Annotated in this window: 17 protein-coding genes; all 17 read left to right on the top strand. The window is 57.8% G+C overall.

From position 1 onward, the window contains the following. Positions 1-12: 12 nt before the first annotated feature. The gene (locus AC6I6H_RS09390) at positions 13-453 is read left to right on the top strand and encodes a flagellar hook capping FlgD N-terminal domain-containing protein (RefSeq protein WP_497953496.1); all 441 of its coding nucleotides are present in this window, start codon (positions 13-15) and stop codon (positions 451-453) included. Between the two features lie 3 nt (positions 454-456). Further along, positions 457-837: a TIGR02530 family flagellar biosynthesis protein gene (locus tag AC6I6H_RS09385; RefSeq protein WP_497953495.1), complete on the top strand. Its 381-nt coding sequence runs from the start codon at positions 457-459 to the stop codon at positions 835-837. A 106-nt stretch (positions 838-943) separates the two neighbouring features. After that, positions 944-1,768: a flagellar basal body rod protein FlgG gene (gene flgG, locus AC6I6H_RS09380; RefSeq protein ID WP_497953494.1), complete on the top strand. Its 825-nt coding sequence runs from the start codon at positions 944-946 to the stop codon at positions 1,766-1,768. A 79-nt stretch (positions 1,769-1,847) separates the two neighbouring features. Continuing rightward, complete coding sequence (locus AC6I6H_RS09375) at positions 1,848-2,072, top strand: flagellar FlbD family protein (protein ID WP_497953493.1); 225 nt, start codon at positions 1,848-1,850, stop codon at positions 2,070-2,072. Positions 2,073-2,074: 2 nt separating this feature from the next. Beyond that, positions 2,075-2,548: a flagellar basal body-associated FliL family protein gene (locus AC6I6H_RS09370; protein WP_497953492.1), complete on the top strand. Its 474-nt coding sequence runs from the start codon at positions 2,075-2,077 to the stop codon at positions 2,546-2,548. A 33-nt stretch (positions 2,549-2,581) separates the two neighbouring features. After that, on the top strand, positions 2,582-3,580 hold the full coding sequence (fliM, locus tag AC6I6H_RS09365) for a flagellar motor switch protein FliM (protein ID WP_497953491.1): 999 nt from the start codon (positions 2,582-2,584) through the stop codon (positions 3,578-3,580). After that, the gene (gene fliY, locus AC6I6H_RS09360; RefSeq protein WP_497953490.1) at positions 3,570-4,901 is read left to right on the top strand and encodes a flagellar motor switch phosphatase FliY; all 1,332 of its coding nucleotides are present in this window, start codon (positions 3,570-3,572) and stop codon (positions 4,899-4,901) included. Before fliM ends, fliY begins: the two co-directional genes overlap by 11 nt. Positions 4,902-4,922: 21 nt before the next feature. Next, complete coding sequence (locus tag AC6I6H_RS09355) at positions 4,923-5,285, top strand: response regulator (protein WP_497953489.1); 363 nt, start codon at positions 4,923-4,925, stop codon at positions 5,283-5,285. A 12-nt stretch (positions 5,286-5,297) separates the two neighbouring features. Further along, the gene (locus AC6I6H_RS09350; protein WP_497953546.1) at positions 5,298-5,933 is read left to right on the top strand and encodes a FliO/MopB family protein; all 636 of its coding nucleotides are present in this window, start codon (positions 5,298-5,300) and stop codon (positions 5,931-5,933) included. Further along, positions 5,930-6,736: a flagellar type III secretion system pore protein FliP gene (fliP, locus tag AC6I6H_RS09345; RefSeq protein ID WP_497953488.1), complete on the top strand. Its 807-nt coding sequence runs from the start codon at positions 5,930-5,932 to the stop codon at positions 6,734-6,736. Before AC6I6H_RS09350 ends, fliP begins: the two co-directional genes overlap by 4 nt. A 17-nt stretch (positions 6,737-6,753) precedes the next feature. Beyond that, the gene (gene fliQ / locus AC6I6H_RS09340) at positions 6,754-7,023 is read left to right on the top strand and encodes a flagellar biosynthesis protein FliQ (protein WP_497953487.1); all 270 of its coding nucleotides are present in this window, start codon (positions 6,754-6,756) and stop codon (positions 7,021-7,023) included. An 11-nt stretch (positions 7,024-7,034) separates the two neighbouring features. Next, positions 7,035-7,823, top strand: a complete 789-nt coding sequence (gene fliR, locus AC6I6H_RS09335; RefSeq protein ID WP_497953486.1) for a flagellar biosynthetic protein FliR — start codon at positions 7,035-7,037, stop codon at positions 7,821-7,823. Next, entirely contained in the window at positions 7,820-8,950 is a 1,131-nt protein-coding gene (gene flhB / locus AC6I6H_RS09330) for a flagellar biosynthesis protein FlhB (RefSeq protein WP_497953485.1), read from the top strand. The genes fliR and flhB overlap by 4 nt, the downstream gene beginning before the upstream one ends. Positions 8,951-9,008: 58 nt before the next feature. Next, entirely contained in the window at positions 9,009-11,042 is a 2,034-nt protein-coding gene (gene flhA / locus AC6I6H_RS09325; protein ID WP_497953484.1) for a flagellar biosynthesis protein FlhA, read from the top strand. Further along, entirely contained in the window at positions 11,039-12,349 is a 1,311-nt protein-coding gene (gene flhF, locus AC6I6H_RS09320; protein WP_497953483.1) for a flagellar biosynthesis GTPase FlhF, read from the top strand. Before flhA ends, flhF begins: the two co-directional genes overlap by 4 nt. Next, entirely contained in the window at positions 12,346-13,245 is a 900-nt protein-coding gene (locus tag AC6I6H_RS09315) for a MinD/ParA family protein (RefSeq protein ID WP_497953482.1), read from the top strand. Before flhF ends, AC6I6H_RS09315 begins: the two co-directional genes overlap by 4 nt. Positions 13,246-13,296: 51 nt before the next feature. Then, the gene (locus tag AC6I6H_RS09310; RefSeq protein ID WP_497953481.1) at positions 13,297-15,336 is read left to right on the top strand and encodes a chemotaxis protein CheA; all 2,040 of its coding nucleotides are present in this window, start codon (positions 13,297-13,299) and stop codon (positions 15,334-15,336) included. Positions 15,337-15,374: the final 38 nt, after the last annotated feature.

Raw genomic sequence — 15,374 nt, 5'->3', positions numbered from 1 at the left:
GGAGGTGCGGCATTGGCAAATCCAGTAGTAGGAAAAAATGTGTGGCCTTATTATTCCTCAAGCAACTCAAAAGCGGCGGTCTCGGGCAAAGCCGAGCAAAATCTGGGCCGGGACGATTTTCTGAAGATCCTGACGACCCAGCTGGCCAACCAGAATCCGATGGAACCGCTGAAGGATACCGAATTTATCGCGCAAATGGCCCAGTTTACATCCGTCGAGCAAATGACCAAGGTGGCGGATGAAATGAAGCAGCTGCGCTTGTCCCTCGGTGTTAATCCCGCGATGATCGGCAAAGAGGTCTCTTGGGAGAAGCTTGACAAGGAAGGCCAGGTTCAGGTGAATACCGGCGTAGTTTCCGCCATTCTGATCCGTGACGGACTGCAATATGTGACGGTGGGAACCGAGCAGGTAGCCATCGACAAGCTCACGGGTGTCCGGAATCCGGAGGAATAAGCCATGAACGAGAAATTCGCGATCGGCCGTCTTTATCCGAATCCGGTTCCGCCAGTCGCGGCCGGCCGGAGCGCCGCATCGCCCGCCCCGAATACGGGCGGCCCGCGTTTCGACGAGCTGCTGGCGAAGGAGTTGAAGCTCAGCCGGCATGCGGAAATCCGCCTGCAGCAGCGGGGCCTCAGCCTGAAGCCCGAGCAACTGGCCGAAATCGGCAGCGCGATCGACAAGGCGGCGGCCAAAGGCGCCAAAGACTCCCTGATACTCATGAAGGATCTGGCGCTTATCGTAAGCGTCAAGAACCGGACGATTGTGACGGCTATGGACGGTGCTTCCCTGAAAGACAACGTATTTACCCAAATCGACAGCGCAATTGTTCTGAAGTGACCGTGCCGAAGGCGCGGGTCGCAGGGCCGGCCCCAACGGGGAGCCCGAGGTCCGCCGAACGACAGAAGCGGACCGCAGCATAATCAAATCGGGAGGAATGAAACGAATGTTAAGATCTCTTTACTCCGGCGTTTCCGGGATGCGCGGCTTTCAAACCAAGCTTGACGTCATCGGCAACAACATCGCCAACGTCAACACCATCGGCTTCAAGGCAAGCCGCGTTATGTTCAAGGACATCCTCAGCCAGACGGTAGCCGGCAGCACGCCGCCCACCGCCGAAACCGGCGGAGTAAACGCAAAGCAAATCGGCCTTGGCGTCGCCCTCGGCACGATCGACACTGTCCATACGCCGGGCAGCGCCATGACAACGAACTATCCGACGGACCTGCGGATTGACGGAGACGGATTCTTCGCCGTCCGGGCCACGGCGGAAGCCGAGAGCACCTACCTGACCCGCGCCGGCAACTTCACCCTGGACGCCAACCGCCGTCTGGTGAATGGCGACGGCATGTTTGTTCTTTCCGCGGATGACGGAGGCATTATCCAGCTTCCCGAAGAAGTGACCTCCTTCACCATCGGCCAGGACGGATCGATTCTGTCCGTCGATGCGGAAGGGAACACAACAGCGGTCGACGGCCTGCGGGTAGGCGTGGTCAGCATCCCGAACCCGGCCGGCCTGGAAAAGATCGGCGGAAACCTCTACCGTGCAAACCCCACCGCTTTGGGCGAAGGCGTGACCGAAATTACGGTCGGCTCCGCCGGAGTGGAAGGAAACGGTGCGATCATCGCCGGCCAGCTTGAAATGTCCAACGTAGAATTGACCAGCGAGTTTACCGAAATGATCGTCGCGCAGCGCGGCTTCCAGGCAAACTCCCGGATTATTACCACCTCCGACGAAGTGCTTCAGGAAATCGTCAACCTGAAACGCTAATCGGTCCGGAAGGCCCGGGGCGGCTTGGCCGCTCCGGCCGTCTTCCATGAAGCGAAACGCCAACTAGGGGGGAAATCATTTGATATCCGTTACGCGGCTTAACGGCAAATCCTTAACGATTAACGCATTGTTCATTGAGACCGTTGAAGAAACTCCCGATACGGTGATCACCTTGACAACCGGGAAGAAGATCATGGTTCTCGAGGGTGTGGAGGATGTGACCGGAAGAACGATCCGGTACCTTCGAGAGATCGGACTGGTGAACGCAACTGTCAAGAGTATGGAACCGAAGGAGACGGAATGAACATGAAAAAAATGCTACCCTTAGCACTGGCGCTTGTACTGGTTGTTGTCTTAGTCGCTTTTGGAGCCGTATGGGTGTTTGACCGGCTGGATGAGAAGAATGCCAGCGCGGATCCGGGACAGAAAGCGGTCCAATCGGTCGGGGATGTCTCGGGAGAAAAAGTATCGGCCGCCGAAGTCAAGGCGCTGACAGTGCCGATCGACAGCATTGTAACCAATTTGAAGGACAACAATTCCGCCGTGAAAGCAAGCTTTGCTTTTGAACTGAGCGGAGAAAAAGGCAAGACCGAATTCGAAAATTACGACGCCCGGGTGCGCAACGTCATCAATCAGACGCTGGCCGACCTGAGCCCCGAGCAATTGTCGGGCAGCAAAGGGATGGATTTTCTTACGTCGCTCCTGATGAATCGGATAAACGAATTCCTGGAAGAAGGAAAAATCCGGCAAATTAACATCACGGAGCTGATCGTTCAGTGAAAAGGAATATGACGCTTCGGGGAGGTGACATTCATGGTTGACGTGCTCTCGCAGAATGAAATTGACGCACTGCTTGCCGCATTATCCTCGGGTGAAATGGACGCCGAGGAGCTGAAAAAGGAAGAGACTCAGAAAAAAATCCGCGGTTACAATTTCAAGAGAGCCACGAGATTCTCCAAGGATCATCTCCGAAGCTTGACGCGGATACATGAAAATTTCGCCCGCTATCTGACCACTTACTTCTCAACCCAGTTAAGAACCTTTGTTCAGATCAACGTGGTGCAGGTGGAACAGCTCCCTTATGACGAATTTATCCGCTCGATCCCCAAAATGACCATTCTGAATATCTTCGAGGCGGAACCGCTCGAAGGCCGGATGGTGCTGGAGGTCAACCCCAACGTCGCGTACGCGATGCTGGACCGCCTTCTTGGGGGCTCGGGCACGTCGAACGGGAAGATCACCGTCTTGACGGAAATCGAAACCATGATTATGGAACGGATGTTCAGCAAGGCGCTTGAGAGCCTGGAGGAAGCCTGGAAGACGGTTGCGGACATAACCCCCCGGCTGGAAGCCCTGGAAACGAATCCGCAGTTCATGCAGATCGCTTCCGCCAACGATACCATCGCCCTGATTTCCCTGAGCACCAAGATCGGCGAAACCACCGGGATGATCAACCTGTGTATTCCGCACGTGGTCATCGAACCGATGATGCCGAGGCTTTCGGTCCATCACATGTTTGTCACCCAGAAGAAGAACAAAACGCCGGAAGAATACGAAGCACTGCAGGAACGGGTCAATCTGGCGAAGCTGAACGTGGTAACCGAGCTAGGGGAGTCTCACTTGAGTGTCAGGGAGTTTCTAGAACTGGCCGTCGGGGATGTCATTACCTTGAACAAACCGGTGGATGACGGATTGATTGTGAAGGTAGGCGATTTGACGAAATTCATCGGAAGCCCCGGGACAATACGAGGAAAAGCCGCCGTCCAGATAACCCAGGTGTTAAGCGAAGGAGTGGAAGAAAGTGACGAATAACAGAGACTTCTTGTCGCAGGAAGAAATTGATGCGCTCCTGAAGCAGACGTCGGACGAGCCCGAAGCGGAAGAAGCGGGCGATTATCCGGCTGCAGCCGGACCGCAGCTGGAAGATTACCTGACCGGCCTCGAGCAGGACGCCCTCGGGGAAATCGGCAACATCACCTTCGGCAGCGCCGCAACGGCTTTGTCCACCCTTCTGGGCAAAAAAGTCGAAATTACGACCCCGAAGGTATCCATTTTGTTCCGGTCCGAGCTGAAAAAGGAGTTTCCCAAACCGCACGTCAGCGTGCACGTCAATTACGTAGACGGCTTCCACGGCATCAACATGCTGGTGATCAAGGTGAAGGACGCGCAGGTCATCGCCGACCTGATGATGGGCGGAAACGGCACGGGGCTTGAAAATACGGAGCTGAACGAGCTTCACATCAGCGCCGTTCAGGAAGCGATGAATCAAATGATGGGTTCGTCGGCCACGTCGATGTCGACGATTTTCAACCGGATGGTCAACATTTCGCCTCCCGGAATCGATGTGATGGATCTTACGTCGGAAGAAGGAAAATCGAAACTCCCTGACGAAGATGTTTTCGTCAAGATTTCTTTCCGTCTGACGATCGGAGATTTGATCGATTCCACGATTATGCAGCTTTTGCCCGTTCAGTTCTCCAAAGAAATGGTGAAAACGCTGATCGGTTCCGAATCGCCAGAGCCTCCGGCCGCCAGCGCGGTGTCGAAACCCGCTGTCGAAGCGCCGGCGCAGCAGCCGGTCCAGCCGCCGCAGGCGCCTCCGGCCGCCGCCGCTCCGGCTTATCCGCCGCAGCCCGAATATCCGCCGCAGGCGCCATATGCGCCGCCGGCAGCGGCTTATCCGCAGCCCCCTATGGGCTATCCGCAGCCTCCGGTGCAGGCGCCCTACGGGTATCCGCCGTATCCGGGCGTTCCGGCAGGCCAGCCGCTTGCACCGCCTCCGGCTGCGTACGGCAGCCAACCGGGCCGCGGCGTCAACGTGCAGCCTGCGCAATTTGCCGGCTTCACGCCAGGTTTGATTCCGCCGGCGGAAGAAACCAATCTGAATCTTCTGCTCGATATCCCGCTTCGGGTAACGGTTGAACTCGGCCGTTCCAAGATGCTTATCAAGGATATCCTTCAATTGTCCCAAGGCTCGATTATCGAGCTGGACAAGCTGGCCGGCGAACCCGTTGACATCCTGGTCAACAACAAGCTGATCGCCAAGGGAGAAGTCGTCGTCATCGACGAGAACTTCGGCGTACGGGTGACCGACATCGTCAATCAGATGGAACGCATTCAAAAGATTCAATAACACTAGGAGGACTGTAAACCAATGCCGAACCGAATTTTGATCGTAGACGACGCTGCCTTTATGAGAATGATGATCCGGGACATTTTGATCAAAAACGGCTTTGAAGTGGTCGGGGAAGCAAACGACGGCTCCCAGGCCATCGAGAAATTCAAGGAAGTCCGCCCCGATCTGATTACGATGGACATTACGATGCCGGAAATGGACGGCATCGCCGCACTGAAAGAAATCAAAAAGATCGATCCGAATGCAAAGGTCATCATGTGCTCCGCCATGGGGCAGCAGGCCATGGTTATCGACGCGATCCAAGCTGGCGCAAAAGACTTTATCGTCAAGCCGTTTCAGGCGGACCGCGTCATCGAAGCGATCAAGAAGACGTTGGGGTGACCCCGGGTGTGGATGCTTAACCGCCTAACGGCAGCCGGGACCGCACCGATAACGCCCGTCCCTTCGGGCTCCGCCAGTCCGGCTCCGGCTTCGTCGGGGATTCCTTTTCTCGATCCTACGGCGGCGCCGCTGCCCGGCGGCTCCTCGGGCGCGGGACCTTCTTTTTTGATGGTGATTGTCTATTTGCTTCTGGTGGTGGGCCTGTTTTATGTCATCATCCGCGTGATCGCCCGGAAGGGAAGATACACCCTTCCCGGCAAAGCGGTCCGTTCGCTCGGGGGGCTTCCCCTCGGCCCGAATAAATCGGTGCAGGTTGTGGAGATCGGAGAGTCGCTTTACATTTTGGGCGTGGGCGAGGACGTTTCGCTGATCGCCAAGGTGGACGACCCGCTGGAGATGGAAGCCATCCGGCAAACGTCCGGTCAAGCGGCTTCCGGTTCGCCGGGACGGTTCCCGGGCATCGCCGAATGGCTGGAAAGCAGAAGGCGGGGGAAAAGCGAAGAAGAGAAAGGCGACTTTCAGCAGATTTTTCAGGACAGGATGATGGCCATGACCAACCGCAGAAAAAGCGTGGACGACTGGATCCGGGAAGAAACGGACCAAACCGGACCGGACGGTCCGGAGACGGAAGGACCCGAAAAACGATGAACAAAAAGCTTGCCTTGGTTCTTCCGCTTGCCGCTCTGCTTCTGTTTTTGGCGGCCTCGGCCGCTTTTGCCGCGCCGGAGCCGGCGGCCAGCCCTTCGCCTTCCGCGTCCGGCAATCTGATTCCGAATCCGCTCGGCGATATCCGGCTGGAGATCGGCGGGGACGGGGAAGCAGGCGGAACGGACGCCTTGTCGATCATTCTCCTCGTGACGGTGCTCAGCCTGGCGCCGGCGATCCTGATTATGATGACCTGTTTTACGCGGATCGTCGTGGTGCTCGGATTTGTCCGGACCTCGCTCGGCACGCAGCAAATGCCGCCCAACCAGGTGCTGATCGGCCTCGCGCTGTTCATGACGCTGTTTGTGATGGCGCCGACGCTTGGCGAAATCAACGAGACCGCGCTGCAGCCCTATCTGCGGGGAGAAATCGCCCAGGCGGAAGCGCTCGACCGGGCGGCGCTTCCCATGAAAGAGTTTATGGGCAAGAATACCCGGCCCGAAGACCTGAAGCTGTTCCTGGACTACTCCAATTCGCCGCGCCCGACGGGCTTCGCGGACACGCCGCTCACCACGCTCATTCCGGCTTACGCCATCAGCGAGCTGAAGACGGCGTTCACGATGGGGTTCATGATTTTTATCCCGTTTTTGGTCATCGACATGGTTATCTCAAGCACGCTCATGGCCATGGGGATGATGATGCTGCCTCCCGTTATGATCTCGCTGCCTTTTAAGATCCTGTTGTTTATTCTGGTGGACGGCTGGTACCTGGTCGTGAAATCGCTGCTTCAGAGCTTCAGTACGTAAAGGACCGGAGGTGGGCCATGAGTTCAGAATTTATTATCCGGCTGGCCGGTCAAGCGGTATACGCCGTACTGAAGGCAAGCGCGCCGATGCTGATCGTCGCTCTGGTCGTCGGTCTTGTGATCAGCATTTTCCAAGCCACCACCCAGATTCAGGAACAGACGCTTGCTTTTGTGCCGAAGATTTTGGCCGTTTTGCTTTCCGTTCTGCTGTTTGGCCCGTGGATTTTGTCGACTCTGGTCGACTTCACCCATACGCTGCTCAGCAATCTCCATAATTATATCGGTTAGGTTGCGGTCAAATGGAATGGCTTGTGCAAATTTTTCCGGCTTTTTTGCTAATTTTTTGCCGCATCACCGCTTTTTTCGTCACCGCTCCGATTTTCTCGTCGCGCAACGTCCCGGTACGCTTTAAGGTGGGGCTTTCGTTTTTCATCGCCCTGCTGGCGGCCACGGTGCTGGATCTGCCCGGCATTCCGCTGGACGGCATGTACGCCGCGGCGATTGCGCGAGAAACATTGATCGGGCTTCTGATCGGCTTCACCGCCTATCTGTTTTTTACCGTCGTGCAGATTGCCGGGTCTTTTGCCGACATGCAGATCGGGTTCAGCATGGCGAACATCATTGACCCGCTGACGGGCACGCCGAGTCCGATTCTCGGCAACTTCAAATACATGCTTGCCACGCTCCTTTTTCTGGCCTCCAACGGCCATCACCTGCTGATCCGGGGCGTGCTGCAAAGCTATCAATGGGTGCCGCTGGAGAACGACGCGTTTGCCCAGGTCATAAACGGCAACATCAACCAGTTTCTGGTGCAGTCCTTGTCCCAGGCGTTTATGCTGGCGCTGCAAATGTCCGCGCCGCTTGTGGTCAGCCTGTTTCTCGTCGACGTCGGCCTCGGCATTCTGGCCCGCACGGCGCCGCAGTTCAATATTTTCGTCATCGGCATTCCGTTAAAGATCGTAGTCGGCCTGTTGATTCTGCTTTTGCTTGTCGCCGGCTTTCCGACTCTGTTCCGGGAATTGTTCCAGGTGCTGTTTCGCGAAATGGAAACCCTGCTGCGGTTGTTTTCCGGCGGATCGACGTCATGAATTCGGGAGCGGCCCGGCCGCAGGAGGCATCAGAAGTGGCAAACTTTCGTTACCGGCTGGATCTGCAGCTGTTTTCCGGCGAAAAGACGGAACCGGCAACGCCCAAGAAACGCCAGGAAACCCGCAAAAAAGGGCAGGTCGCCCGCAGCATGGAGGTTTCCGGCGCGTTTGTCCTGCTGGCCTGCTTTTTCAGCTTTATGCTTTTCGGCAGCTTTTTCAAAGAGCATTACGTCAAGCTGTTCCGCAGCACCTTTACGGACTATCTGCTTATGGACGTCACGATTCCGAACATCGTCTCCCTGGCCGGCAACCTGGTCATCGAATCGCTGATCATGCTGGCCCCGATCTTTATCGTCAGCATGCTGGTCGGCCTGGTCGCGAATTACTTGCAGTTCGGGTTCCTTTTTACCGGCGAGCCTCTGAAGATGAAGTTCAACAAGCTAAACCCGCTGCAAGGCGCCAAACGGCTGTTCAGCATGCAAGCGATGGTCGAGTTCTTAAAGTCGATCATCAAGATCGTTATTATCGGCGCCGTGGTTTATCAGACGCTTTGGAGCGAGCGGGGCAACATGCTGGCCCTCGGGCGGGTGCCGCTGACCGACACCGTCTCTTACGTAGCGCGTTTGACGATCAACCTGGGCATCAAGATCGGCGCCATTCTGGTTGTAATCGCCGCCTTCGACTTCCTTTATCAAAAATACGACTTCGAAAAGAATCTGCGCATGTCCAAGCAGGACATCAAGGATGAATATAAAAAGACCGAGGGGGACCCGCTTATCAAGGGCAAAATCCGCGAGCGGCAGCGCCGGATGGCGATGCAGCGGATGATGCAGGAGGTTCCGAAAGCGGACGTCATCATCACCAACCCGACGCACTTCGCCGTAGCCGTGAAATATGAAGCTTCGGAGATGTCGGCCCCCCGCGTGATCGCCAAAGGAACGGATCTGGTCGCCCAGCGCATCAAGGAAATCGGGCGCGAGAACGGCATCGTCCTGATGGAAAACAAACCGTTGGCCCGGGCGCTGTACAGCCAGGTGGAGATCGGGCAATCGATTCCGGCGGAGCTGTTCCAGGCGGTCGCGGAAGTACTCGCTTACGTTTACAAGCTGAAGGGCAGGAGAAGATGATGGCGGCGAGCGGTAAAGCAAACAACCGGTTTTACGGAATGAAAGGAGGAGCCTGCCGATGAAAGTGAAAGACCTCATCGTGCTGATCGGGGTGATCGGCATCGTGCTGATGATGATCGTGCCCGTGCCGATTCTCATCCTCGACGTGCTCCTGGTCATCAACATCACCATCGCGTTGTTGATCCTGCTTGTCGCCATGAATACCCAGGAGGCGCTTCAGTTTTCGATTTTCCCGTCGCTCCTATTGATCACCACCTTGTTCCGGCTGGCGCTGAACGTTTCCACGACCCGGAACATCCTGGCCCACGGAGAAGCGGGGGAAGTGGTTCACACCTTCGGTTCGTTTGTGGCCGGAGGCAATCTTGTCGTCGGGTTTGTCGTCTTCTTCATTCTGGTCATCGTGCAGTTTATCGTCATCACCAAAGGCTCGGAGCGCGTCGCCGAGGTGGCCGCACGGTTTACGCTGGACGCGATGCCCGGCAAACAGATGAGCATCGACGCCGATCTGAACGCCGGGCTGATCAACGAGCAGCAGGCGCGCGACCGGCGGAAGAAAATTGAAAACGAAGCCGACTTTTACGGCGCCATGGACGGCGCCAGCAAATTTGTCAAAGGGGATGCCATTGCAGGCATCATCATCCTGATCGTCAACCTGATCGGCGGCTTTATCATCGGCATGGCCATGAACGGCGAATCGTTCGACGAAGCGGCCGCCCGTTACACGATTTTGTCGATCGGCGACGGTCTGGTCAGCCAAATTCCGGCGCTCCTTATCTCCACGGCCGCGGGCCTTATCGTCACGCGGGCAACCTCCGAGGGCAACCTGGCCTCGGACATCACCTCGCAAATCCTTGCCTACCCGAAGCTGATGTTTATTGCGGCGGGGACGTTGTTCCTGCTCGGGACATTCACGCCGATCGGCGTGCTGTCCACTTACCCGATCGCCATTCTGCTTGTCATTGCCGGCTTTAAAATGCAGGCCAACCTCAAGAAAAAACAGGTGGCCGAGGAGCAGATGGAGGAAGAGCAGCAGATCGAGGAGGTCCGCAGCCCCGAGAGCGTCATCAGCCTGCTGAATGTCGACCCGATCGAATTCGAATTCGGATACGGCCTCATCCCGCTTGCCGATGCGCAGCAGGGCGGCGATCTGCTCGACCGCATTATCCTCATCCGGCGGCAGTGCGCGCTCGAGCTCGGCATCGTCGTACCGGTCATCCGGATTCGCGACAATATTCAACTAAAACCGAACGAATATGTCATCAAAATTAAAGGAAATACGGTCGCTCGCGGTGAATTACTTCTTAACCACTATTTGGCGATGAGTCCCGGATTCGAGGACGAGAGCGTGAACGGGATCGAGACGACGGAACCGGCGTTCGGCCTGCCGGCGCTCTGGATCGACGAGATGACCAAGGAACGGGCCGAAATGTCCGGCTACACGGTTGTCGATCCGCCTTCGGTCGTGGCGACGCACCTGACGGAAATCATCAAGCGCCACGCGCACGAGCTCGTGGGCCGTCAGGAAACCAAAGCGCTTGTCGACAATGTTCGAGAAACTTCGCCGGCGCTCGTCGACGAGCTGGTGCCCGGCATTCTGACGCTCGGCGACATTCAGAAGGTAATCGCCAAAATGCTGCGTGAGAAAATTTCCGTGCGCGACATGGTCACCATCCTGGAGACGCTGGCGGACTACGGCTCCTATACCAAGGACCCGGATATTCTCACAGAGTACGTGCGCCAGGCGCTGTCCCGCCAAATTACGCTGCAATACGCTTCGGAGGGGGAATCGCTTAAGGTCATTACGGTCGGTCCGAATCTCGAGCGCAAAATCGCCGAATCGGTTCAGCAGACCGATCAGGGCTCTTACCTGGCGCTGGATCCCGCTTCCTCGCAAATGATCCACAGCCGGATCACGGAGCAGGTCAGCAAAGCGGTGCAATCCGGCCAGCAGCCCGTCATCCTAACCTCGCCGACCATCCGGATGTACCTGAAGCAGCTTCTGGAAAGAACCCTGCAGGACATCCCGGTGCTGTCGTACAGCGAGCTGGAACCAACCGTTGAAATTCAAAGCCTGGGGGTTGTCAACCTATGAGGGTAAAACGCTACGTGGTAGACACCATGCCTGACGCCCTGCAACAAATTCGTTCGGAGCTGGGGAATGACGCGGTCATCCTCAGCACCAAGGATATCCGCTCCGGCGGATTCCTCGGTTTGTTCGGCAAGAAAAAGATCGAAGTGGTGGCCGCGACGGACGCGGCGGACAGCAAGAAGGGCGGCGGAGAACGGCAGGGTTCTCCGGTTCCGGCTTCCATCCCACGTTCGGCGGCCGCCCAGGCCTACGGAGGACCGTCCGCGAAACCGAAGGAAAAGCCGGCGGCGATGCCTTATGTGCCCGACGTGCTGCCGGAATCGCAGCCGGCTCCCGCCGCTGCGCCTGTACCGCCGGCGCGGTCCGCGACCGCCGAGCCTTCGGCGCCGCCCGCTGCGGCCGCTCCCGCTCCCAAAGAGCCGGTCCGGCCGCCGGCCGAGAAGGGGCTGATGAGCGAAATCCGGGAGATGAAGGACATGGTGCGGCTCTTGGCCGCCCGCGTTCCGGCCGATGGAACCCGGCATCCGGCGGTCGTTCAATGGGCCGAACGGCTTGCCGCGCAGGATCTTCTTCCCGAGCTCGTCAGCCGCATTCTCGATCCGGTCGAAACCGAAGCCGCCGAAACCGGCGAGGTTACCCCGGAATGGGTGGAGGAGCGCGTCCGGCATCATCTCCTGGAGCTCGTCTCGGGCCGGGGCGGAACGACCTTGTCCCCGCAGGTGCGGATCGTCAACTTCGTCGGCCCGACGGGCGTCGGCAAAACGACCACAATCGCCAAGCTGGCGGCGGAGCAGGTGCTGCGCAGCCACCGCAAGGTCGGGATGATCACCTCCGACACGTACCGGATCGCAGCGGTCGAGCAGCTGAAAACCTACGCCACGATCCTGAACATCCCGCTTGAGGTCGTCTTTTCGCCGGCGGATCTTCACAAGGCGCTGGACCGGCTGCAAACCTGCGATCTGATTCTGATGGACACGGCGGGGCGGAATTACCGCAACGAAGCCTATGTTTCCGAGCTGTACGCCTTGCTAGGCTCCCGGGGCGAAAGCGAGACGATTTTGGTGCTCAGCTTGACGAACAAGTACGGAGACATGAAGGTCATCTCCGAAAACTTCCGCAAGTACGGCGTGGAGCGGGTCCTTTTTACCAAGATGGACGAAACCGAATCGTACGGCGCCATCGTCAACCTGCTGCAAGAGTACCCGTTTCGGTTGTCCTATGTAACGAACGGACAGAACGTCCCGGAGGACATCACGCTTCTGACGGAAGAGGAACTGGTTAACCGGCTGATGGGAGTCGAAGGAGGATGAGCGACCAGGCGGAACGTTTGCGGGCGCTGATCGAGCTGCGAAGAACGGCCTCCGGAGCCGTGCCGTCCGCCGAAGCCGGAGCGACGAAAGTCATCACGGTAACGAGCGGCAAGGGCGGGGTCGGAAAATCCAACTTCACGCTCAACTTCGCCCTGATGCTGCAAAAAATGGGGAAACGGGTGCTCCTGTTCGACGCCGATATCGGACTGGCCAACATCGACGTGCTGATGGGCATCAGCTCCTCGTACAGCCTTTATCATCTGTTGAAGAAGGAAAAGACGATCTGGGACATTATCCAGACCGGCTACGGCGGCCTGAAGTTTATTGCCGGCGGCTCCGGCTTCACCGATTTGCTCCGGCTGACGGAAGCGGAGCTGGACGATTTCGCCCGGCAGGTCGGCGAGCTGAACGGACATTTTGATTACATTTTGTTCGACACGGGGGCAGGGCTCTCCAAGGAAACGCTGAAGTTTATCCTGGCGGCCCACGAGACCTTTGTGGTGACGACGCCGGAGCCGACTTCCATCACAGACGCCTACGCAATTATCAAAATGGTTCATCAGGAAGAGGAGCAGGTCAAGTTTCGCCTGATCGTCAACCGGGTCACAAGCGAGCGGGAAGGAAGCCAGACCGCCGACAAAATCGTCCTGGTGGCCAAACGCTTTCTGGGTCTGACGATTCCGGTGCTGGGGCATATCCCGGACGACGGCAGCGTCTCCAAGGCCGTCAAACGGCAGGTTCCCTTCACCGTCGCTTACCCCGGCTCTCATGCAGCACGAAATATGGATGAATTGACCGGCCGGTTTTTGGGAAGCGAAGAAACGGCTAGCGGTCAGCCCGGCATCAAAGGCTTCCTGAACAAAATGCTTCGGTTACTAAAAAACTCCTCGACCTGAAGTCCGAGACTTCAAACCGGCCGGGAGATACAGCGCGGAGGTGCAATGCCTTTGGAACTCTCACAATATTTGTCCATGTTTATCGATGAAGCGACGGAGCACCTGCAGGCCGTCAACGAAAATCTGCTGGAGCTGGAACAAAGCCCGGCGAATACGGACATCGTCAACAAGATTTTTCGTTCCGCCCACACCTTGAAGGGCATGGCCGCGACGATGGGGTTCGAGGACCTCGCTTCTTTGACCCACCAAATGGAGAACGTGCTGGACATGGTGCGCAACGGGAAGCTGGAGATGGACGCCTATACCTTCGACAGCCTCTTCAAGAGCACCGACGCCCTGGAGCTGATGGTTTCCGACATCGTGGCCGGGGGCACGGGGAAAGCCGAGGTTGGCGAAATCGTCGCTTCCCTGAAATCGATCGTTTCGGGGGATTACCGCAAGGACGCTCCGGCGGCGAAGGCAAGCGGCGCAGCCGACGGGGTCGCGCTCGACCAGTTCCAGTATTCCGTACTGGAGCAGACGCTCGGCAGCGGCTTGAACGCCTTCTTCATCCGGACGGAGCTGGCCGAGGAGTGCGTGCTGAAGGCCGCTCGCGCCTACATGGTCTTCCGGCAGCTAGAGGAGAACGGGGAGATCATCAAATCCTCGCCTTCGGTTGAAGACATCGAGCAGGATAAGTTCGACGGCTCGTTCTCGGTGTACTTTGTCACGAAGCTGGAGCAGTCCGCCGTCGAGAAAATGATTCTCGACGTCTCCGAGGTTTCCGCCGTCACCGCCACCCAGCTGGACGCGGAGAGCCTGAAGGCGCTCGACGAGTCGGCCAAAGCAAGCGCCGAAACGGCCGCGTCGGCCGCCCCTGCGGCGTCTGCCAAGCCGGAAGGCGCGTCCGCTCCGACGTCGGCAGCCGCCCCTGCGGCAGCGGCCGGCGGCCATGCCGTCGCGACCCGCACCATCCGCGTCGACCTGGACCGGCTGGACAACCTGATGAACCTGTTCAGCGAGCTTTTGATCGACCGCGTCCGTCTGGAGCAACTGGCGTCCGAAATCAAACGGGGCGATCTGAGCGAAACCGTCGAGCACATGGCGCGCGTCAGCAGCGACCTGCAAAACATCGTGCTCAAGCTGCGGATGGTTCCGGTCGACACCGTCTTCAACCGGTTCCCCCGGATGATCCGCGACGTGGCCAAAACCCTGGGCAAAAAGCTCGATTTGGTCATCACCGGTGCGGATACCGAGCTGGACCGCACCGTAGTCGACGAAATCGGCGATCCGCTTGTGCATCTGCTCCGCAATTCAGCTGACCACGGCATCGAATCGATCGAAGAGCGCAAGCAGTCCGGCAAGAACGAAACGGGTACGATCAACCTGCGGGCTTACCACAGCGGCAACCATGTCTTCATTGAGGTTTCAGACGACGGAAAAGGCATCAACCGGGATAAGACGCTTGCATCCGCGATCAAAAAGGGCGTTGTGACTCCCGAGCAAGCGGCGCTGATGTCCGACGAAGAGGTCTTTGCGCTTCTGTTCGCGAGCGGCTTCAGCACGGCGGAGAAAATTTCGGACTTGTCCGGACGCGGCGTCGGCCTGGACGTGGTCAAAACCAAGATCGAATCCCTGGGCGGGCAAGTTTCCGTAACCTCCAGACCGGGAGAAGGGACGACCTTCTCGATCCAGCTGCCGCTGACTTTGTCGATTATCGGGGCGATGCTGGTCCGTTCCGGCGGGGAGAAATACGCGATTCCGCTGAATTCCATCGTGGAAACGGCCGCCGCTTCGGTGGACCGCATCCGTACGGTGCACGGCAACGCGCTGCTTGATTTCCGCGAGGCCTATATCCCCGTCATCAACCTGGGCGTGCTGCTTGAGGTGCCCGACCGGACGGAGCCCGATTCCGACGAGCGCAATTTTGTCATCATCCGCAAAGGAGATAAGATGGCTGCGGTCATCGTTGACGAATTCATCGGGCAGCAGGAAATCGTGTTGAAATCGCTCGGCAAGTACCTGTCCAACCTGTTTGCCGTATCCGGCGCCACCATTCTCGGCGACGGCCAGGTGGCTTTGATTCTGGATACAAATGCCTTGCTGAAATAATAGACTTGCACAGACGGGTACAGCCACTAGCTTAGGAG

The organism is Gorillibacterium sp. sgz306347, assembly GCF_059735245.1.
Note: the sequence above shows the minus strand (reverse complement) of the source record. Positions and strands in the feature narration are given on the sequence as shown.